The following is a 21,194-nucleotide window of genomic DNA, read 5'->3' as shown; positions in this document are numbered from 1 at the left end:
CATGGAACAGACTGTGAAAAACCCGGCAGACGGGGCACCGGACTATAACTTTGCCTACCTTGATGAACAAACCAAACGCATGATCCGGCGCGCCCTGCTTAAGGCCGTTGCAATACCGGGTTATCAGGTCCCGTTTGCCGGACGCGAAATGCCGATGCCCTATGGTTGGGGCACGGGCGGCGTTCAGGTGACGGCTGCTGTGATCGGACCGAATGATACGCTCAAGGTCATTGACCAGGGGGCGGATGACACCACCAACGCGGTCTCGATCCGCCAATTTTTTGCCAAGACAGCACAGGTCGCCACCACGGAAAAAACCGCGGAAGCATCGATCATTCAGACCCGTCACCGCATCCCGGAAAAGGAACTGCGCGAAGATCAGGTTCTTGTTTATCAGGTGCCGATCCCGGAACCACTTCGCTTCCTTGAGCCGCGCGAAACCGAAACGCGGAAAATGCATGCGCTTGAGGAATATGGCCTGATGCATGTAAAGCTTTATGAAGACATCGCACGCCATGGCCATATCGCAACCACCTATGCCTATCCGGTGATGGTCGATGATCGCTATGTGATGGATCCATCGCCGACGCCAAAGTTCGACAATCCGAAAATGAACGATATGGCAGCCCTTCAGCTTTTCGGGGCCGGTCGTGAAAAGCGCATCTATGCGCTTCCGCCCTACACCAAGGTCAAAAGCCTCGATTTCGAAGACCATCCGTTCGAAGTCCAGACCTGGGAAGACGAATGCGGCATGTGCGGTGCGCGCGACAGTTACCTTGATGAAGTTATTCTCGATGATCAGGGCAACCGGATGTTTGTCTGCTCAGACACCGATTACTGCGCGGAACGACAGGAAGCCGGCCATCGCGGCCCGCAACATCATGACCAACCCCTTGGCACTGCAGATCGCGGAAAGGCAGCAGAATAATGACCCAGATGAACGAACCGCTTCTGCGCGTTGACAACCTGACTATGATGTATGGCGACCGGGTTGGCTGCAAGGATGTCAGTTTTGAACTCCGCCCCGGTGAAGTTCTTGGCATCGTTGGGGAATCCGGATCAGGCAAATCAACTTTGCTGCGCAGCATTTCCGCCCAGCAGGAACCGACCAAGGGTGTCGTTGAATACCAGACGCGTATTGATGGCGTGCGCGATGTCTATCAGATGTCGGAGGCACAGCGCCGTCTTCTGATGCGCACCGACTGGGCATTCGTACATCAGAACCCGCGTGATGGATTGCGCATGAATGTCAGCGCCGGGGCCAATATTGGCGAACGGCTGATGGCGATCGGGGATCGCCATTACGGTAACATTCGCAGCAATGCGGACAGCTGGCTTGGCAAGGTCGAAATCGCGTCCGAGCGCCTTGATGACCTGCCTTCAACCTTTTCGGGCGGCATGCAGCAACGTTTGCAGATTGCCCGCAACCTCGTAACCAGCCCGCGCCTCGTCTTTATGGACGAACCCACGGGTGGGCTTGATGTTTCTGTTCAGGCCAGATTGCTCGATCTGCTGCGCGGGCTGGTTCACGATCTTAATCTTGCAGTGATCATCGTTACCCACGATCTGGCAGTCGCACGACTTCTTTCGCACCGGCTGATGGTGATGCAGCAGGGCAAGGTCATTGAACATGGTCTGACCGATCAGGTTCTTGACGACCCACAGCATCCCTATACGCAGCTGCTTGTTTCTTCCATTCTGCAGAACTGATCGGGGCGAAGAAAATGTCTGAAATGCTTCATGCTAAAAACGTCGCGAAAAGCTTTACCCTCCATACTCAGGGCAGCGTGACCATCCCGGTTTTTGAAGGTATCGAATTCATGCTTTCGGCTGGCGATTGCATCGCGCTGACCGGTGAATCCGGTTCCGGGAAAAGTACCTTCATGCGAATGCTTTATGCCAATTACACATGCTCGCAAGGCTCCATCAAGGTGTTCCATGATGGCGACTGGCTTGACATCACCACCGCCAGCCCGCATTCGATCCTTGAGATCCGCAAGCGCACGCTGGGCTATGTGTCGCAGTTCCTGCGCGTGATCCCGCGTGTGCCGACCCTTGATATCGTTGCCGAGCCGCTTGTCGCCCTTGGCACCGATCGCAAGGCAGCAACCGAAAAGGCGCGCGATCTTTTAACCCGGCTTCGTATCCCCGAACGTTTGTGGCAGCTCTCGCCACTGACCTTTTCGGGTGGGGAACAGCAGCGCGTTAATATTGCGCGTGGCTTTATTGCCGATTATCCAATCATGTTGCTTGATGAGCCGACCGCATCGCTTGACGCCCAAAATCGCGCCACAGTTCTGGCGCTGATTGAAGAAGCCAAAAGCCGTGGTGCGGCAATCGCCGGAATTTTCCACGACCATGAAACCCGTGATGCAGTCTGCACCGGGTCGTTTGATGTGACTTCCTTTAAAGTTGGGACCAATGACTGAACAGATTTTCACCAATGCCAAACTGGTTCTGGCAAACGAAGTCATTGACGGGGCCGTGCAGTTCAAGGACGGCAAGATCAGCGATATTTCCGATCGTGCCTCGAACCTTCCGGGTGCAGAGGACATGGGCGGCGATTATCTGATGCCAGGCCTGGTCGAGCTGCATACCGACAATCTCGACAAGCACCTCACCCCACGCCCGAAAACCCGTTGGCCGGCCACCGCCGCCGTTGTCGCCCATGACAACCAGGTTGCTAGTGCCGGGATCACCACCGTGTTTGATGCGGTATCCATTGGCGATGTCAACGAAGGCTCCGAGCGCATTGTGCGACTGATTGAGTCGGTCAAGGCGCTTGAGCACGCGCTAGAAAATGCGCTGCTGCGTGCGGACCATAAACTGCATCTGCGTTGCGAGACATCCTTCCCCGGCATGGTCGAGGCACTTGGTCAACTGATCGACCTGCCACTCGTCAGCATGCTTTCGGTGATGGATCACACACCGGGGCAGCGCCAGTTCGTCAGCCTTGATGCATATTACACCTACTATCAAGGTAAATATGGCCTAAGCGACGAGGAGATGCGCAAATTCATCGCCACCCGCCGTCGCGATGCGGAGCTTTATTCCGAAAAACACCGTCGCCATGTGGTTGAACAAGCTCACGCCAAGGGTCTGGCCCTTGCCAGCCATGATGATGCCACCCAGGCCCATGTCGCCGAGGCCGTGGCAGACAAGATGACCGTGGCCGAATTCCCGACCACGCTTGAGGCCGCCAAGGCATCACATGAAGGCGGGCTTGGTGTCATGATGGGCGGGCCGAACCTTGTGCGCGGCGGATCACATAGTGGCAATGTGGCCGCCGGTGAACTGGCAAAGCAGGGTTATCTCGACATCATTTCAAGCGACTATGTCCCGCATAGTCTTTTGCACGGGGCGATGAAGCTGTTTGACGAGTTTGATGGTTACGACCTGCCACGTGCCATTCGAACCGTGTCGCTTAATCCGGCAACACAGGTTGGCCTTCATGATCGCGGCGAGATCGCGGTTGGCAAGCGCGGCGATTTGATCCGGGTGCATCATTCCCCGCACCATCCGATTGTGCGCGGTGTCTGGCGCGAAGGGGTCAGGGTGTCATGACCGGCACCCCCTCAGCCCCCAAACATGCCAGCACTTCGGGATACGGGCTTCTGGTCCTCGTCGTCGGCCCCAGTGGCGTTGGCAAGGACACCCTTCTTGATGCAGCCCGTGACAGACTTGCCAAGGACAAGCAGTTCTGCTTTCCGCGGCGCTGCATCACCCGCCCGGCCGGATCGGTCGGCGAAATCCACATCCCCGTCCGCCCCGAAGATTTCGGGCAGATGGCACGTCAGGGCGCGTTCCTTCTAAGCTGGAAGGCGCATGATCTGGGATATGGCATTCCGCGCCATGTGCTCGACAAAGTCGAGGCCGGCAAAACCGTTATCGTTAATGTATCGCGCAGCGTGATTGAGGATGCATGCGCCCTGCTTGGGCTGGCCAATGTCCGGGTTGTGAATGTCCGCGCCAGCAGCGAGGCCCTGCGCAACCGTCTTCAGGCCCGCGGGCGCGAAGACGCCCTTGATATCGAGCGCCGCCTTGCGCGCGCATCGGCCTATCAGGTCGAAGGCGATCACGTTGTTCATGTCGATAATGATGCAGACCTTGAGACCGGCATTACGCGCTTCATCCACGCACTGGAAATGCCGCAACCCATCGCCAACCGAGCTTAAACCCCTCGATCTGGCGAACCAAAAATGCAGCACCTTGAAAGCGCAGCATTTTTCTATCCTGCAAGCGGGAACCGCTTCAGTAATCTGAACGGTTTCTGATCGCCTGGATCCCCAAACAGGCAGACTTCTCTGACCACAAACGGCGCCTCGCAAAGCGGTGCGACCAAATCAGCCAAGGCGTTGGTGAACGGTTTAATCTGGTCGTCAGAAAGCTTGTTGGTCAATGTCAGGTGGAAGCGAAATTCTTCCATGACATAGGGATAGCCCCAGCGCACAAGATTTTCTTCCTGCCGATCCGTAAGGCCCGAAGAGCGACGCTTGTTCATTGCCGCCTCATCTTCGGGTTGGCGGAAAGCATCAAGTTCGCGCACCAGCGTTGCGGCAAGATCGGCCAAAGGTGCAACCGGCTCGGTCGGGACAAGGGCCAGAAACCGGCCGATCGATTTCAGCATCAAAGGCCCGCAGGTGACCGGCACGATTGTTTGGCAAAGGCTGGCAAGGGCCGCTTCAAGCCCAGCGCGATCTATACCGCCCGGCAGTGCGAAGGGCGGTTTAAGTGTGCCGTGAAAACCATAACGGCTGGGCGATGTCGTTCCTGCTGCGATGTCCGCTTCGCTTAAGCCTATGACTGTCGGACGTGCCAACATATCGCCGCTTTCCGGATCACGCCCGAGCCAGGTATTGCCAAACTGCCCCAACGCGCTTTGCGGTTCTGGCGCGTAGTAAATGCCATAGCGTTGGTAGTGTTCGGTCATGGATGAGCTCTGGAAATAAAAGCAGATGAGGAAACAAGAAGCGCCGAAGTGATCAGACTAACCTCCGGCGCCGATCTTATCACTGAGAAAGTCCGATTGCTCAGACAGTATCGTATTTCAGGCAAAAATCGCGCACCGGGAGCTTGCGGAAATCCTGCAATCTTTCGTGCAGCATTTCGTGCGACCAGTCCCACCAGCGAACGCGCAGCAGGGCATCGACGATGTCTGCTTCAAACCTTGGACGAAGGGGAGCTGCCGGAATGCCCGTCACAATCGTGTAGGGCGCGACATCCTTGGTCACCACCGCACCGGAACCAACAACAGAACCGATGCCGATGGTCACACCACCTTGCACAACCGCCCCGTGCCCGATCCAGACATCATGTTCAAGACGGACGCGCTTTTCACGGCGCCAGTCAAAAAATGCCGGATCGTCTTCACCCAGTTCATAGGCGCTGGAACGGTACTGGAAATGATGCATCGAGGCCCGGTCCATCGGATGCTGTCCCGGGTTGATGCGCGTATGCGCGGCGATGTTCACGAACTTGCCGATGTCGGAATAGATGATCTCGCTGTCATTCACGACATAGGAATAATCATCCATTTTCGTTTCGCGCATGGAGGTGCGTGCACCGACTTCGGTCCAGATCCCCATGTCGCAATCAACCACAATTGCACTGTCGTCAATCGTTGGGCGCTCCGACAATGCCTTCATCGCCGGTTTGGCCTGCGTGATCTTGAACCCCATCGATCAGGTCACCAGTTTGCGCAGACGCTGCGAACCCATGTCGAGCAGGCTGACCGAAATGATGATGATGATCATGACGGCGGCTGTTTCGGCGTAATAGAAGCCGCGGATATATTCCCAAAGCACCATGCCGATACCGCCAGCGCCCACAATGCCAAGCACCGTTGCCGAGCGCACATTCGATTCAAAGCGATAGAGCGAATAGGAAATCCACAGCGGCAGGACCTGCGGGATCACGCCAAAGATAACTTCCTGAAGGGCGTTGGCGCCGGTGGCACGAATGCCTTCAACCGGTTCAGGATCAATTGCCTCGACCGCCTCGGAGAACAGTTTGGCCAGAACACCCGTGGTGTGAATCCAAAGCGCCAGCACACCGGCAAACGGACCAAGACCTACCGCAACAACGAACAGCATGGCAAAGACCATTTCGTTGATTGCGCGGAAGGAGTCCATCAAACGACGAACCGGCTGATAAACCCAGACGGGCACGATGTTTTCCGAGGAAAGAATACCAAACGGGATCGAACACACGATGGAAAGTGCTGTACCCCAGATCGCGATCTGGATGGTGATCCACATTTCTTCGACATACATCTTCCACATCAGGAAGTCGGGCGGAAAGAAACCCTCGGCGAAGTCGACCATGTTGCCGCTGTTTTCAAACAGCGCCATCGGGCGCATGTCCGCGCCCTCCCACGACATGGCCAGAAGACCAAGGATAACCGCCCAAAGCAGGAAGCTTGAAGCCGAGCGTTTCAGATCACGCGGCGGAAGCTCCGTTGCGACAGATGATGTCGAAGAAATGCTGCTGTTCATCATTTAAATCCCGGAAGTAAAAGCAAACAGGGAGCGCACGATATGTGCACTCCCTGTCGAAAGTCCGATTACTGGTAAGAAACCAGAATGTCGAGCTCAGCAAGTTTCTTATCGATTTCAGTAACACGCTCTGCTTTCTCTTCGTCAGAAAGCTCTTCGGTATTCTGAATTTTCAGCTTGTCTTTGAACAGTGCAAGCTGACGGATCGGGTAAAGCTGCGCGTTGGAGCTTTCCATGAAGAGGCCCATGCCATCAGAGTTGTTGGCAAGAACTTCTTTGGCACCTTCAACATCGCCAAAGCGGCCATAACCCAGGAAGAATGCCTTGATGCGTGATTTCAGTTCACGCGACATGTCTTTGCGGTAAACCATCGGGTCAGACGGGATCAGCGGCGAGGTCCAGATCACTTTGACCTTTTCGGTGACTTCCGGCTTGTTCATCTGGGTACGTGCAAGCTGCTCGGAGTTGTTGGCAGCGGCATCAACCTGTGCATTGGCAGTCGCCATCAGGTTGGTTTCGTGGTTAGCATTACGAACCGTCTTGAAGCACTCTTTCGGATCCGCACCGTTCTGTGCAAACACATAGTAGGACGGAACCAGGAAGCCCGAGGTCGAGTTCGGATCACCGATACCGAAGTTCAGCGAACCATCACATTTCAGAAGGTCTTCAAGCGAATTCAGCTTGTCGTTATCGGCCTGGGTGATGATGTGGGAATAGTAACCGTTCGAACCATCGGATTTGGAGGTCTGAACGAAGATTTCGCCACCTGCACGGTCAACAGCTTCCATCGCGGACTTGTTGCCGAACCAGCCAACGTGAACCTTGCCAAAACGCATGCCTTCGATGATGCCGGCATAGTCCGGTGCGAAGAACGCTTCGACTTCCATGTCGAGTGCTTCGGACATATCGTCGATCAGCGGCTGCCACTGAGCTTTAAGGTTGGAAGTCGATTCCGTGGAAATGATACCGAAAACAAGGCTTTCCGGATCCTGTTCCAGCGGCTTGAATTCTACATCGGCTTTGGCAACGACGGATGCCAGCATCGTGGCCGCAAATGCTGCGGATGCGATTGTCTTAACGTTCATAAGAAGTCCCCTGTCAGAATAGATTTGGACATGTTTCGAGAAGGTAAGGCAGTCATGACAACTGGCCCGGCTAGCTTGTTGCGACAGCCAGGTCCTTTTCTGCGACGGGTTTTGAGGCAGGCGCTACGGCCTCCGTTGCACCATCGGCAAAAAGTTCGGAAGAATGTTCGCCGTACAATTCCTGCAGGAATTGCGGCGTCAGTTCGGTTGACGGTCCGTCAAAAACAACTTCACCATCGCGCATGGCGATGGTGCGTTTGCAGTAGTCTTTTGCGTAATCAACCTGATGAAGCGATACGATGACGGTGACGTTGTCTTCGCGGTTCACACGATCAAGCGTGTTCATCACCTTGCGCGAGGATGCCGGATCAAGCGATGCGATCGGCTCATCAGCAAGAATAAGGCGGGCACCCTGTGTGATGGTGCGTGCAATTGCTGCGCGCTGCTGCTGACCACCGGAAAGGTTCCGTGCCTTTTTGGCAGCATGGGCATCAATGCCAACGCGATGCAGCGCACTCATGGCGCGCATCTTTTCGGCCTTGGTGAACAGGCCAAGCGACCCGCGCCATGCCGGAACACGGCCCAGAAGCCCCATCAGAACGTTGGTAAGAACCGAAAGACGGCTGACCAGGTTGAACTGCTGGAACACAACACCGATTTCGGAGCGCACCTTGCGCGCCCCGCGTGAAATCTTGCCGTTTTCCTGAATGGTTTCGCCAAACACAGTGATCTTGCCGCCATCGCGATCCCCCCGCAGCAGACCGGCAATATGACGGATCAAAGTGGATTTGCCTGAACCTGATGCGCCGATCAGGGCGACCATTTCGCCTTCGCGTACCTGCAGCTTGACGTCGCTAAGAGCGCGCTTGTCGCGGGTAAAGCTTTTGTTCAGTCCAGAGATATCTACAACCAGCATCAAAGAGTCGCCTGAATGTGTTTCGCTGGATCAAGAAGCTACGCACAAACCGCGACTCTACGGTGACACTGATGTTACAGTTCGATGATTACGCGGCGCATATCGCCCCGACAACAATCAAACTTGTCTATACATCAAATATTGAAAACATCGTTCACATCGAAAAATGAACGAATTTCTGTAACATTCACACAAATTGGCATCATATTTGCGTGAGTAATTCAGAATTCCAAGAGTTTGCAAAAATAAATAACCAACCGTGAAATCCGCAGGTCCGGTTTATTCTTTAAAATCGGAGATCTTTATTTGATGCCATTGATCGTATCGATGATGTCGTCTTCGACATCAAGCCCGTCGGCTTCGGCAAGTGCACGAGCTTGCTTGCCACGACGGCCAGGCAAGCGCACGCCTTCTTCGGCGGCGATCTCGTTTGCGATGCTGGCAAGATGGTCCATCACCCCGGCCCCGCCGGTTGCCATAGGGTCGATTGCGATGATCAACTGACCCAAGGCAGGCGGCGCACCCTTGTCATCAAAAAGCGACGAGGATTGATGACCGAACTGCGCACCGGTCAAACCGGCTGCCAGAAGTTCGACCATCATGGCAAGGGCTGCACCCTTTACACCACCGGCCGGGATCATCGTACCGTCCAGCGCCCTTTGGGCATCCGTGGTCGGATTGCCGTCGACATCAAGCGCCCAGTCATCAGGGATCTCCGCACCCTTTTGTCGGGCCGCCATGATCTTGCCGCGGGCAACCTTTGAAAGGGCGAGGTCAATAATGATCGGATCACCGGCATCACCAACCGGCACGCCAAAGGCAATCGGGTTTGTACCAAACATCGGACGGCGACCACCCCAGGCCGCCATCGCAGCGGGCGCATTGGCAAACATCATGGCAGCCAAACCCTGCTCGGCAAGGCGTTCAACGGTCAGGCCCATCACACCGGCATGGTGTGATCGATGGATTGATGCAATCGCAATCCCCTGACTGCGCGCCATATCCGGCAGGTGTTCCATCATCAGATCAAGGGCGGGATAGGCAAAGCCATGCTGCGCATCAATGCGCAACACACCGGGTACGGGCTTTTCAAAGACCGGGCTGATCATGCCATCGACCTTGCCGACCTTTGCCTGTGCGGAATAGGCCGGCACCCGACGAAATCCATGTCCCCCTTGCCCAGATGCCTCGGCATTGATCAACGCGGTCGCGACCGATGCGGCATTATCCGGCCGAACGTTGCAGCGCATCAGCGTTTCACACACAAGCGCGTGGGCATCTTTGAGGGAAATCTTCATCGTCTGGTGACCTTGGCTTTGAACGGTGGGGCTTTTATCGGCGCACGGATCCTGCGCCAAAGGGAACCTCACCATAGCCGGAAGCCATGCCCGCGCGCAAAGGCGTTTTCATTGCAGCGCACACCGACACTATGTTTGGTCGGTCGACATTTAAAATGTGCTATCCTCATCCAACGCACAGATGGCAGTGTTGACCATCACGGAACACGCAGAACAGGAAATCGGAAATGCATCGGGCAAAGCACGCACTTGCTTCATCGGTCGCACTGGCTTCCTCGCTGTTGCTTGCAGCCTGCAGCGCGACATCGACCGGCACCATGAACACGCCTTGGTCGGATGTTGCCGGTCAGGAATGGCATCTGGTGCAGGTCCAAGACGGCAACGCCACCCTGTCGCCAACAGAAGCCGTAATGGCAACCGCCACCTTTTCCGCCGATGGCATGGTTTCTGGCAATGCTGGCTGTAATCAGTATTCCGGCGGTTACAAGCAATCAGGAGCGTCGCTTGGCGTCGCTCAGCTTGCCATGACCCGCAAACTCTGCATCGCAGAAGAAGCCATGCGGATCGAGAGCGCCTTTAGCGGTGCATTTGTTCTGGTCAGCAGTTGGGACATGGTCGATGGCAACCTTGTTCTCAAAGACAGCGCCGGCAACGTCGTGATCCAGCTGACATCCACTGCACCCTAAACATTCCAGATACGGATTTCAGCGCAGCATGTTGCGCACAACAAAAAGGGGCACCAGTTGGTGCCCCTTTCGTTTGACGATGTATCGCAGCGATACATGAATGTCGAAATTTTAGTCCTTGCTGTCGGTCGCTTCGGAGTTCGCACCAACCGCCTTGGGTTCGGAGCGCAGACCCTGAATGATCGAGTAACAGGCAAACAGCAGCACAATCGCAAACGGGAAGCCCGTCGATACGGCCATTGCCTGCAACGCCCCAAGACCACCGCCAAGCAACAGTGCAATCGCGACCAGACCTTCGAAGGTGCACCAGAACACACGCTGCGGAACAGGTGCGTCGACCTTGCCGCCTGCAGTGATAGTATCAATCACGAGCGAGCCGGAGTCAGACGAGGTCACAAAGAACACGATCACAAGGACAATGCCGATGAAGGACGTGATGGCTTGCATCGGAAGCTGATCGAGCATGGTGAACAGCTTGATCGGCAGGCCTGCTTCGGCAATCGCCGATACGCCTTCGGTCACCATGTGAACGGCGGTACCGCCAAAGGCAGTCATCCACAGAACACAAACCAGCGACGGAATGATCAGAACGCAAGTGATGAATTCACGGACCGTACGGCCACGCGAAACACGTGCGATGAACATGCCGACAAACGGTGACCAGGAAATCCACCACGCCCAATAGAAGGACGTCCAGCCCTGACTGAAGTTGGCATCATCACGACCGATCGGGTTCGAAAGCGCCGGCAGATATTCCGCATAGGACAGCAGGCTCGAGAAGAAACCAGTAATGATTTCCATCGTTGGGCCGACCGCCACAACAAACAGCAGCAGAAGGGCTGCCAGGATCATGTTGATTTCCGAGAGGCGTTTAACCCCGGCATCCAGACCAGCCAGCACCGAAATCAGTGCCACACCGGTAATACCGATAATAAGGAACACCTTTGAGGTGTCAGAAACAGAAATGCCAAACAGGTAATCAAGCCCGGCATTGGCCTGTTCCGCGCCGAAACCAAGCGAGGTTGCAAGACCAAACAGGGTCGCAAACACGGCCAGAATATCAATGATATGACCGGTCCAGCCCCAAACACGCTCGCCAAAGATCGGATAGAAGATCGAACGAACGGTCAGCGGAAGACCCTTGTTAAACGAAAACAGCGCCAGGGCGAGTGCCACCGTGGCATAGATCGCCCAAGGGTGCAGCCCCCAGTGGAAGATGGTCGCGGCCATGCCAAGATCAAAGGCAGCATCCGTATCACCGGCAGCAGCACCCAGCGGCGCCCAGTCGGTACGCATGCCATCATCGCCGACCGAAATCCCGCCCATCGAGGACGTGAAATGCGAAATCGGTTCTGACACGCCATAGAACATCAGACCAATGCCCATGCCCGCAGCAAACAGCATGGCAAACCAGCCAGAATAGGAATAATCCGGTGTTGCGTCCGCACCGCCAAGGCGCACACGGCCGAGCGGTGAAACAATCAGGAACAGACACAACACGACAAATACGTTGGCCGCAGACAGGAAGAACCAGTCGAGCGACGATGTCAGCCAACCACGCAGGTCGTTGAACATCGGCCCGACACTTTCCTGAAAGGCCAGGGTAAGAAAGACGAAAGCAACAATTGCAAGACCCGAAATCAGAAAGACCGGGTTATGGACATCCAATCCAAATGGCCCGATCTCTGCCTGGATATTGTCCTGCCCGATTTCATATTCTGTATCAATCGGGTTCGCTGCACCGTCCGGGCTTTCAATGCCCGTGTCAGCTTCAGACCCCATTTGAAACTCCCTAGGTTAAATGAATATACAGCTACCCCTAGCCGTAAAATTGTTCGTTCGTATTCCTTAACGCACGAGGAATACGGAAAGATCCGAGTGAGACGCCACATATCCGCCATGAGACGCAAAAATGTGGTCGGCAATACCGGGCACATGCGATGCCATGACAATTACGTCAGCGCCCAGTTCGTCGGCCTTGGCGACAAGTTCCTTGCTAAGATCCACCGCGGGATCATGCGAAATGTGGGTAACGGCCTTGGTACTTACACCGTGCTTGGACGCCAGATCCTCGGCAAATGCCTGCAGTTTCTGTTCGAATTCCTTCGGTGTATGCGCAACCGATGACGGTGTGTTGGTACCGACACCGAGAAGGCTTATCTCGGCCTTGTAATGCTTGGCTAGATCGACCGCCGTTTTAATTGCTTTATCCAATTTATCAACGTGGGCCAAATCGACAGGCACGAGCATCTTCTGATACATTCATTCCTCCGTTATGTGCACCACCCCTGAACTTCATGATTTCACAAAATATCAGGGTAGCGCTCAGAGCCTAACATCGACGGTCATCAAAATCAAAAAGGCACTTTCGAAAGTGGACACAAACATTGCTGCAATATTTGCTGCAAAACTTCCGCGTCATATTTGACAATATTTGTGCGTGAAAATTACGCTGTTTGCTGCGTAACTCTGGGCTTCACATCGAATCGTTACAGCGATTATTTTTTGATTTCCCAACAGGCTCAACCGGGCCCTCGATGGGCATTTTTGATGTTCGAACCCGAAAATTTTAATTTTTTTTTCATACGAAGATCACGCCAAGTACGACACCGGTTTCCCCACCTGTAAACCCCTTATCAGGCAAGGCGTTTCTTGGAAAAATCCATCGGATATCTATTCTATTTTTCAGAGAAGATTTGCGACCGGAAATCTATCCCCGGATGCCGAAAAAACACACCGCACCGCGCACTTGGCTTGATGAAGGCCCCAAACTCGTGTCACGATGTGCGCGATTTGTGCACTGTCTGTCCCACACAACATGTGCTTTCGCGCCCGGACATCATTGGTTCGGAGCGAACATATTTGCTGGATGCACCTCGTCAGAGGCAGCCATCCATGGCCGTGCACACACCCGAAAGGGGAAATTATTGTGGCCAAACGGGGGAGTTCACAAACTGTGCAAAACGGTGACATGGCGCAACAGCACGTCTTTTTGCTGCATGCCCGTTTGTGTCCGAACAACACCCAAACCCGCAAAACCAAGCACAACCAAATCGCGGGCAGGTACTGCCACACCATTTAAATAATTCAACAAGACCAAAAGCATCAGAGAAGGAACAGGGATGACTGACCCTATCAAGCATTTCGCGTCACGCGTCACCGCACATGAAATGAACCGTCGTGAATTCATCGGCCGTTCGATGGCCGCCGGCCTGACCCTTGCTGCAGCCACAAGCCTCTATGGCAAGTCGGCTATGGCGCAGGAACCCAAACGGGGCGGCCATCTGAAACTTGGCCTTCAGGGCGGCTCTTCGACCGACGTTGTTGATCCGGCAAAATCTTCTTCGCAATTCACCTTTGCAATGAACCGTAACTGGGGTGACACCCTAGTTGAATCGCATCCGACCAGCGGCCTTGCCGTTCCGTCGCTTGCTGAATCCTGGGAACCGAATGCAGATGCATCGGTCTGGACGTTCAAAATCCGCAAGGGTGTCGAGTTCCATGACGGCGCCGAACTGACCATCGACGATGTTGTCAAAACCCTGAACCGCCACACCGACGAAAAGTCCGAGTCCGGCGCGCTGGGTGTTCTGGGTTCGATCAAGGGCATCGAAAACAAGGGCGGCGACCTTGTTCTGACGCTGTCTGAAGGCAATGCTGATCTTCCGCTGTTGCTGAGTGACTATCACCTCGTGATCCAGCCGGGTGGTGGTTATGACAACCCGAATGCCGGTATCGGTACCGGCCCGTTCAAGATCGACAATTTCGAAGCCGGCGTGCGCGCAACGTTTGTTAAGAACGAAAATGACTGGCGTACCGACCGCGGCTTTGTTGATTCGGTCGAAATGATCGTGATGAACGACGCGACCGCACGTATGGCAGCCCTGTCATCGGGTCAGGTTCACTTCATCAACCGTGTTGATCCGAAGACCGTTGGCCTTCTTAAGCGTGCACCGAATGTCGAAATTCAGACCACTTCGGGCCGTGGCCACTATGTCTTCATCATGCATTGCAACACCGCACCGTTTGACAATAACGACCTGCGTCTGGCGCTGAAATATGCGATGGACCGCGAAACCATGGTCGAAAAGATCCTTGGCGGTTACGGCAAGGTCGGTAACGACTTCCCGATCAACGAAACCTATGCCCTGTTCCCGGAAGGAATCGAACAGCGCGCATATGATCCGGACAAGGCGGCCTTCCACTTCAAGAAGTCCGGCCATGACGGTTCGGTTCTGCTGCGCACGTCCGACGTTGCCTTCCCGGGTGCCGTTGATGCCGCGGTCCTGTATCAGGAAACCGCGAAAAAAGCCGGTATCGACATCGAAATCAAACGTGAGCCGGGCGACGGTTACTGGTCGAACGTTTGGAACGTTCAGCCGTTCTCGACCTCTTACTGGGGTGGTCGTCCGACCCAGGACCAGATGTATTCGACCGCGTATCTGTCGAGTGCCGACTGGAACGATACCCGCTTCTTCAACACCGACTTCGACAAGATCCTTCTCGAAGCACGTGCTGAACTCGATCAGGCCAAGCGTAAGGAAATGTACCACGACATGGCACTGATGGTCCGTGACACCGGTGGTCTGATCCTGCCGATGTTCAACGACTTCGTGAACGCAACCACGACCAATGTTTCCGGCTTTGTCGATGATATCGGTAACGACATGTCGAACGGCTATGTTGCGACGCGTCTGTGGCTCAACAGCTAATTCGTCGGGGTGCCTTGCATTCCTTTGACTGAAGACTTGCGGGATCACGGCCTTTTTGGCCGTGATCCCCGTCTTGTTGTTCGCCTGTTTGTTTGACACATGGTCTGATCGAAATTTCCAGATGGAGGCAAAGCACCCTTTGCCGTCCCACCCGTCTTGAATTTCCGTTCAGGCCAATTAGGGGAGTATGTGTTCATGGCCAGTCCTTTGGCCGGCGTGCGAGCCGCGCGACACAGACTGAAAGAAACCCATCCGTTATCGGTACTGATTGCCGAACGACTGGGCTTGAGTGTGTTGTTGCTTTGGGCTGTTTCAGTCCTGATTTTTGCTGGCGTTGAAGCCCTTCCGGGTGATTTCGCCGAAACCTATCTTGGGCAGTCTGCAACACCGCAGTCGATTGCCAATATCCGCGAAGACCTTGGTCTGGATCGCCCGATCACCACGCGCTATTTCGAATGGCTTGGCGGGGTTGTCCAGGGTGACTTCGGCAATAGCTGGGCCAGTGGTGCACCGGTAACCGAACAGATCACCAAACGTCTTGGCAACTCGCTGTTCCTGGCCTTCTTTGCTGCAGCAATTTCTGTCCCGCTTGCAGTTGGTCTTGGCATGGTGGCGGTTCACTATCGCAACCGCATCCCGGATCGCGTAATCAACGTGGTCTCGCTTGCGGCGATCTCGCTGCCGGAATTCTTTATCGGTTATATCCTGATCGTGTTCTTTGCCGTTCAGATGGGTATCGCGACCTTCCCGTCCACGGTTTATGACAATATGCCCTGGTCGGAACGACTGGCCGCGATTGCCTTGCCGACAGCCACCCTTGTGATGGTTGTTCTGGCCCACATGATGCGCATGACGCGTGCAGCGATCATCAGCGTCATGTCATCGGCCTATATGGAAACGGCAGAGCTTAAAGGCCTTGGCGCGTTCAAGGCGATTGTCAAACACGCTGCACCCAATGCCATTGCCCCGATCGTCAACGTGGTGGCGCTTAACCTTGCCTATCTCGTAGTCGGTGTTGTCGTGGTCGAGGTTGTCTTCGTCTATCCAGGCATGGGCCAATATATGGTTGATGCCGTGACAGTGCGCGATATGCCCGTTGTGCAGGCCTGCGGCCTGATCTTTGCGGCGGTGTATATCCTGCTCAACATGGCGGCCGATATCGTCGCCATTGTCGCCAATCCGAGACTGAGGCATCCGCGATGAGATTACGTGAAATCCCGCTGACCGCCTGGATCGGAATTCTGGGCATTCTGTTTGCTTTTGGCTGTGCCGTCTTTGCCCCGCTTATCGCGCCCTATGGGGAACGCGAAATTGTTGCGGGTGTCTGGGAACCGGCCGGTGATCTTTATCTTCTGGGCACTGACAACCTGGGTCGTGATCTTCTGTCACGCCTGATTTACGGTGCGCAGACGACCTTGTTCGTATCGCTCGCGGCATCGATCCTGTCGTTTTCGATCGGCATTTTCCTGAGCTTCACGGCCGCTGTTTCCGGTGGTCCGATTGATCAGGGGCTGTCGCGTCTCAACGATCTGATGATGTCGATCCCGACCCTGATTTTCGCACTGGTAGTTCTGGCTGTTCTGCCGCAGAACATCTTCATTCTGATTGCCGTGATGGCCATTCTGGATTCAACGCGCGTCTATCGTCTGGGTCGTGCGGTTGCACTTGATGTTGCCGTCATGGAGTTCGTCGAAGCCGCCAAACTGCGCGGCGAAGGCAAGATGTGGATCATCTTCCGCGAAATTCTGCCCAACACACTTTCGCCGCTTCTGGCCGAGTTCGGGCTGCGTTTCGCGTTTTCAATCCTGTTCCTGTCCACCCTTTCGTTCCTCGGCCTTGGCATTCAGCCGCCAGCTGCTGACTGGGGGGGCATGGTCAAGGACAACAAGGATGGCATCATCTTTGGCATTCAGGCCGCCCTTATTCCGGGTGGTGCGATTGCGGCCCTTGCCGTCTGCGTGAACATGGTTGTCGACTGGTTGCTGAAACGTACTTCCAGCCTGAAAGGAGGCCGCGGCGATGTCTGATCTTTTATCGGTACGCGATCTGCGCATTGGCGCGACCATCTTCCCGCCGGGCGAAGCCCCGATGGATATCGAGATTGTCCACGGTGTTTCCTTTGATCTGCAAAAGGGCAAGGTTCTTGGCCTGATCGGGGAATCCGGTGCGGGCAAATCAACCATCGGCCTTGCGGCCCTCGCCTATGGCCGGGGTGGCGTGCGCATCACGAGTGGTGAAGTCCTGCTGGATGGCGAGGACATCCTGCCGCTTGATAAAAAGGGGATCCGTAAAATCCGCGGGGCACGTGTTTGTTACGTTGCGCAATCGGCCGCGGCATCTTTCAACCCGGCGCACAAGCTGGGTGATCAGGTGATCGAAGCCACCGTCGAACATGGGTTGATGACGCGGGCCGAAGCCCGTGAGCGAGCTGACTACCTGTTTGAAATTCTGGGTCTTCCGGACCCCAAGAATTTCGGCAACCGTTTCCCCCATCAGGTATCGGGCGGACAGCTGCAACGTGCCATGACCGCCATGGCACTGTGTTCCAAACCGGAACTGATCGTCTTTGACGAACCGACCACCGCCCTTGACGTGACCACCCAGATTGACGTTCTGGCCGCGATCAAGAACGCGATTGAGAAGACCGGTACCGCCGCCCTTTACATCACCCACGATCTGGCCGTTGTCGCCCAGATCTCGGATGACATCATGGTGCTGCGTAACGGCGATACCGTCGAATACGGGCCGGTTCAGCAGATCATTGAAAACCCGCGTCAGGAATATACCAAGGCGCTGGTCAATGTACGTCAGACCAAACAGACCGAAGCCCGCGATCAAACGGACGCGTTGCTGAAAGTTGAAAACATCTCGGCAGCCTATGGCAACGGGGTGCAGGTTCTCCATGACGTATCGCTGCATGTGCCGCGCGGTCAGACACTGGCCGTGGTGGGCGAATCCGGTTCGGGTAAATCCACACTCGCACGTGTCATTACCGGTTTGCTGCCGCCCTTTAAGGGCAGCATCAAATTCGGGGACGAGGAACTGTCCAACGCGCAAAAGGATCGCTCACGCGATCATTTGCGGCGCATCCAGCTGATCTATCAAATGGCAGATACCGCGATGAACCCGCGCCAAACCGTCGGGCAGATCATCGGTCGTCCGTTGCAGTTCTATTTCGGAAAACGCGGTGCGGAACGCAAAAAGGAAGTCATCAAACTTCTTGATGAAATCGAGATGGGCGAGGCTTTTTATGACCGCTATCCGGCCGAACTTTCCGGCGGGCAGAAGCAGCGTGTGGCCATCGCACGTGCCCTTGCTGCACAGCCGGAACTGATCCTGTGTGACGAGCCGACCTCGGCCCTTGATCCACTGGTTGCCGAAGGCATCCTTGATCTTTTGCTGCGTCTGCAAAAGGAACGTCAGGTGTCCTATCTGTTCATTACCCATGACATCGCAATTGTGCGTGCAATTGCCGATTCCGTTGCGGTGATGCTGCAGGGCAAGCTGGTCGATTTCGGCCCGCGCTCCGAAGTTCTGAACCCGCCATTTGATGATTACACCGACCTTCTTTTGAAGTCGGTGCCGGAAATGGAACTGGGCTGGCTGGAAAAAGTTCTGGCCTCGCGCAAAATGGAAAGTGCCGGTCACTAATAACCGTGCAACAGTCAAAAAGGCGGCCCACAATCCGGGCCGCCTTTTTGAATAAGCCCCACATTACAAAAACTGCCACCAAAAGGACGACGCCCCGATATGTCCGAGCGAAATTTCACCGTTATTGAAAACACCTTTGTCACCATTGCCGATGGCACCCGAATGGCTGCGCGCATGTGGATGCCAGACAATGCTGAAAACGACCCGGTACCCGCCGTGTTCGAATTCCTGCCCTATCGCAAGGGCGATGGCACCTGTGTTCGCGACGAAGCCACCTATCCCGAATTTGCCAAGGCCGGCATTGCCGGTGTGCGGTTTGATATTCGCGGATCAGGTGAATCTGATGGTGTGATCGACGGCGAATATACCGAACTTGAACTGGCCAATGCCTGTGAACTGATCGCCTGGATTGCAGATCAACCATGGTGCAACGGATCGGTCGGCATGATGGGGATTTCCTGGGGTGGGTTTAACTGCCTGCAGGTTGCGGCCCTTAATCCGCCAGCCCTGAAAGCAGTAATTTCGATCGCCTCCACCGTCGATCGCTATAACGACGACATTCACTACAAAAATGGCTGTCATCTGGGTGCGCAGCTTTCATGGGCGGGCACCATGCTGGCCTATCAGTCGCGCACACCGGACCCGGCACTGGTCGGGGATGACTGGCGCGCGATGTGGTTGCACCGCCTTAAGGAAGAACCGTTCTTCCTTGAAGAATGGCTGCAACATCAGACCCGTGATGAATACTGGAAGCATGCCTCAATCGGCGAGGATTTTGATGCGGTCAAAATCCCGTCGATGGTTCTGGCCGGTTGGGCTGATGGCTATCGCAACACTCCGATCCGCGCGATTGAAGGTATGCCAGATCGCGCCAAAGCCCTGATTGGTCCCTGGGTGCACAAATATCCGCATTTCGCATGGCCAAAGCCCCGTGCTGACTTCACCGGCGAGGCCATCAAATGGTGGAACAAGTGGCTTCGGGGTGATGACAACGGCATTGATGAACTGCCCCAAATGCGCGCCTATATCCTTGATGGCCCGAAACCGGCGATACGCCGTGACTTTGATCCGGGTTTCTGGATTGGCAAGGACAGTTGGTCGCAACCCGAAACCCGGACCCTTTATGTCAATGACGGCAAACTGGGGTTCGAGCCGGGAAGCGACGATGCCCCGGCCGCAGATATTTATCTGAAATCGCCGCTTGATACTGGCACCGCGTCGGGTGAGTACTTTACCCTGAAACCCGACGTCGAAATGGCGATTGATCAGCGTTCTGATGATGCCGGGTCGCTGGTGTTTGAAACAGCCCCGCTGGAAACCGAAATCGACCTTCTGGGCCGTCCGGTTGTGAAGCTTGATGTGGAATGCGATGCGGACTGGTCAAACCTGTGCGCGCGCCTGGTTGATGTCCATCCCGATGGCACGGCAACCCGTGTTTCGTTCGGGGTACTCAACCTTGCCCATCGCGATCTGGACGCCAACTATGCCGATCCCAAACCGATGCCGCGCGGCAAGAAAGTTACCATCACGCTGGTGCTCGATGCCTGTGGCTATCGTTTCAATGCCGGGCACCGCATCCGTCTTGCGCTCTCGACATCCTACTGGCCGATGATCCTGCCGCCACCCTTCGATGCGGGTCTGTCCATTGCGCCATCTTCGATTGCCTTTGATCTGCCGTTACTGGGCGAGCATGAGACGATCGAAGTCAAGGAACCTGACAATCCCGATCCGTTGCCGAAGTATATCGAACACAAACCGAGCCGGACGGAACGCAGTGTTCAGCGTAATTTGACGCAGAACGAAACGCGGTATCGCATCTACGAGGATACCGGTCTGTTTGAACATCCGGACTCGCGCCTGTCGACCCGTGAAGTGCGCAGCGAAACCTGGACCATCAACCCGCTGGACCCGACCTCTGTGTCAGGCGAAGCAGCATGGACCTGCGATCTTGAACGCGATGGCTGGTCGGTGCGCACCGACTGCCATGCCGAGCTTAAATGTGATCGAGACAACTGGTATGTCGCGGCCTGGGTCATCGGCTACGAAGGCACCGAACAGGTGTTTGAAAAGAAGTGGGAAAAAACCATCCCGCGAAACTTCATGTAAGCACACACTAAAAACAAAGGGCCGGTTTTCCGGCCTTATACATTGAGAGGCACGAACATTTGCTATGATGTTCGTGCCTCTTTTCACTTGGGAGCCTGCGTATACGCAGGCTCCCGGACCCGTGAGGTGTTGATGCGGCCTTGGACTTTTACGTCCGTAAAAAAGCTGAACACTCACGGCCTCTGGAGGCATTGTCGAACCGCTGGAAGAGCTTTGACGCTCGAGTATAAGGAGGACATTGCCATG

19 protein-coding genes are annotated in these 21,194 nt (G+C 55.2%); 11 read left to right on the top strand and 8 right to left on the bottom strand.

Going from position 1 to position 21,194, the window contains the following annotated elements:
* Nucleotide 1: 1 nt before the first annotated feature.
* The 5 genes from UF64_RS01945 to phnN are packed head-to-tail and all read left to right on the top strand — an operon-like array spanning nt 2 to nt 4,175.
* Nucleotides 2-928: an alpha-D-ribose 1-methylphosphonate 5-phosphate C-P-lyase PhnJ gene (locus UF64_RS01945; RefSeq protein WP_044826946.1), complete on the top strand. Its 927-nt coding sequence runs from the start codon at nt 2-4 to the stop codon at nt 926-928.
* An 8-nt stretch (nt 929-936) separates the two neighbouring features.
* Nucleotides 937-1,710, top strand: a complete 774-nt coding sequence (gene phnK / locus UF64_RS01940; RefSeq protein ID WP_044826963.1) for a phosphonate C-P lyase system protein PhnK — start codon at nt 937-939, stop codon at nt 1,708-1,710.
* Between the two features lie 14 nt (nt 1,711-1,724).
* On the top strand, nt 1,725-2,429 hold the full coding sequence (gene phnL, locus UF64_RS01935) for a phosphonate C-P lyase system protein PhnL (protein WP_044826945.1): 705 nt from the start codon (nt 1,725-1,727) through the stop codon (nt 2,427-2,429).
* Nucleotides 2,422-3,564, top strand: a complete 1,143-nt coding sequence (locus tag UF64_RS01930) for an alpha-D-ribose 1-methylphosphonate 5-triphosphate diphosphatase (RefSeq protein ID WP_044826944.1) — start codon at nt 2,422-2,424, stop codon at nt 3,562-3,564. The genes phnL and UF64_RS01930 overlap by 8 nt, the downstream gene beginning before the upstream one ends.
* Nucleotides 3,561-4,175, top strand: a complete 615-nt coding sequence (phnN, locus tag UF64_RS01925; RefSeq protein ID WP_044826943.1) for a phosphonate metabolism protein/1,5-bisphosphokinase (PRPP-forming) PhnN — start codon at nt 3,561-3,563, stop codon at nt 4,173-4,175. The genes UF64_RS01930 and phnN overlap by 4 nt, the downstream gene beginning before the upstream one ends.
* Nucleotides 4,176-4,228: 53 nt before the next feature.
* Here the strand turns inward: phnN and UF64_RS01920 are convergent, their stop codons facing one another.
* The 6 genes from UF64_RS01920 to UF64_RS01895 form a co-directional block, all read right to left on the bottom strand.
* Nucleotides 4,229-4,930 (bottom strand): DUF1045 domain-containing protein, encoded by a 702-nt coding sequence (locus UF64_RS01920; RefSeq protein ID WP_044826942.1) that lies wholly within the window; start codon nt 4,928-4,930, stop codon nt 4,229-4,231.
* A gap of 100 nt (nt 4,931-5,030) precedes the next feature.
* Entirely contained in the window at nt 5,031-5,678 is a 648-nt protein-coding gene (locus tag UF64_RS01915; RefSeq protein ID WP_044826941.1) for a chloramphenicol acetyltransferase, read from the bottom strand.
* Between the two features lie 3 nt (nt 5,679-5,681).
* Nucleotides 5,682-6,494 (bottom strand): phosphonate ABC transporter, permease protein PhnE, encoded by an 813-nt coding sequence (gene phnE, locus UF64_RS01910; RefSeq protein WP_044826962.1) that lies wholly within the window; start codon nt 6,492-6,494, stop codon nt 5,682-5,684.
* 68 nt (nt 6,495-6,562) lie between these two features.
* The gene (phnD, locus tag UF64_RS01905; protein ID WP_052657411.1) at nt 6,563-7,579 is read right to left on the bottom strand and encodes a phosphonate ABC transporter substrate-binding protein; all 1,017 of its coding nucleotides are present in this window, start codon (nt 7,577-7,579) and stop codon (nt 6,563-6,565) included.
* A 70-nt stretch (nt 7,580-7,649) separates the two neighbouring features.
* Nucleotides 7,650-8,495 carry a phosphonate ABC transporter ATP-binding protein gene (gene phnC, locus UF64_RS01900; protein ID WP_044826940.1) on the bottom strand — a complete coding sequence of 282 codons (846 nt, stop codon included), beginning with the start codon at nt 8,493-8,495 and terminating at the stop codon, nt 7,650-7,652.
* 302 nt (nt 8,496-8,797) lie between these two features.
* On the bottom strand, nt 8,798-9,793 hold the full coding sequence (locus UF64_RS01895) for an Ldh family oxidoreductase (protein WP_044826960.1): 996 nt from the start codon (nt 9,791-9,793) through the stop codon (nt 8,798-8,800).
* Between the two features lie 227 nt (nt 9,794-10,020).
* Here UF64_RS01895 and UF64_RS01890 point away from each other — a divergent pair, with 227 nt between their 5' ends.
* Nucleotides 10,021-10,479, top strand: coding sequence for an META domain-containing protein (locus tag UF64_RS01890; RefSeq protein WP_044826939.1), 459 nt, complete (start codon nt 10,021-10,023; stop codon nt 10,477-10,479).
* A gap of 111 nt (nt 10,480-10,590) precedes the next feature.
* On the opposite strand, the gene UF64_RS01885 is transcribed toward UF64_RS01890, so the two are convergent.
* Both UF64_RS01885 and UF64_RS01880 read right to left on the bottom strand, forming a co-directional pair.
* The gene (locus UF64_RS01885) at nt 10,591-12,261 is read right to left on the bottom strand and encodes a BCCT family transporter (RefSeq protein WP_044826938.1); all 1,671 of its coding nucleotides are present in this window, start codon (nt 12,259-12,261) and stop codon (nt 10,591-10,593) included.
* 66 nt (nt 12,262-12,327) lie between these two features.
* Nucleotides 12,328-12,741: a universal stress protein gene (locus UF64_RS01880; RefSeq protein WP_044826937.1), complete on the bottom strand. Its 414-nt coding sequence runs from the start codon at nt 12,739-12,741 to the stop codon at nt 12,328-12,330.
* An 860-nt stretch (nt 12,742-13,601) separates the two neighbouring features.
* On the opposite strand from UF64_RS01880, the gene UF64_RS01875 reads away from it, so the two are divergent.
* The 5 genes from UF64_RS01875 to UF64_RS01855 all read left to right on the top strand — a co-directional run bounded on the left by UF64_RS01875 (nt 13,602) and on the right by UF64_RS01855 (nt 20,948).
* Nucleotides 13,602-15,191, top strand: coding sequence for an ABC transporter substrate-binding protein (locus UF64_RS01875; RefSeq protein ID WP_044826936.1), 1,590 nt, complete (start codon nt 13,602-13,604; stop codon nt 15,189-15,191).
* 195 nt (nt 15,192-15,386) lie between these two features.
* Nucleotides 15,387-16,394: an ABC transporter permease gene (locus tag UF64_RS01870; protein WP_044826935.1), complete on the top strand. Its 1,008-nt coding sequence runs from the start codon at nt 15,387-15,389 to the stop codon at nt 16,392-16,394.
* The gene (locus UF64_RS01865; RefSeq protein WP_044826934.1) at nt 16,391-17,218 is read left to right on the top strand and encodes an ABC transporter permease; all 828 of its coding nucleotides are present in this window, start codon (nt 16,391-16,393) and stop codon (nt 17,216-17,218) included. The genes UF64_RS01870 and UF64_RS01865 overlap by 4 nt, the downstream gene beginning before the upstream one ends.
* Nucleotides 17,211-18,842 carry an ABC transporter ATP-binding protein gene (locus UF64_RS01860; RefSeq protein ID WP_044826933.1) on the top strand — a complete coding sequence of 544 codons (1,632 nt, stop codon included), beginning with the start codon at nt 17,211-17,213 and terminating at the stop codon, nt 18,840-18,842. Before UF64_RS01865 ends, UF64_RS01860 begins: the two co-directional genes overlap by 8 nt.
* A gap of 99 nt (nt 18,843-18,941) precedes the next feature.
* Complete coding sequence (locus UF64_RS01855) at nt 18,942-20,948, top strand: CocE/NonD family hydrolase (RefSeq protein ID WP_044826932.1); 2,007 nt, start codon at nt 18,942-18,944, stop codon at nt 20,946-20,948.
* The last annotated feature ends 246 nt before the right edge of the window (nt 20,949-21,194 follow it).

The organism is Thalassospira sp. HJ (assembly GCF_000948415.1).
Taxonomy (GTDB): Bacteria; Pseudomonadota; Alphaproteobacteria; order Rhodospirillales; family Thalassospiraceae; genus Thalassospira.
Note: the sequence above shows the minus strand (reverse complement) of the source record. Positions and strands in the feature narration are given on the sequence as shown.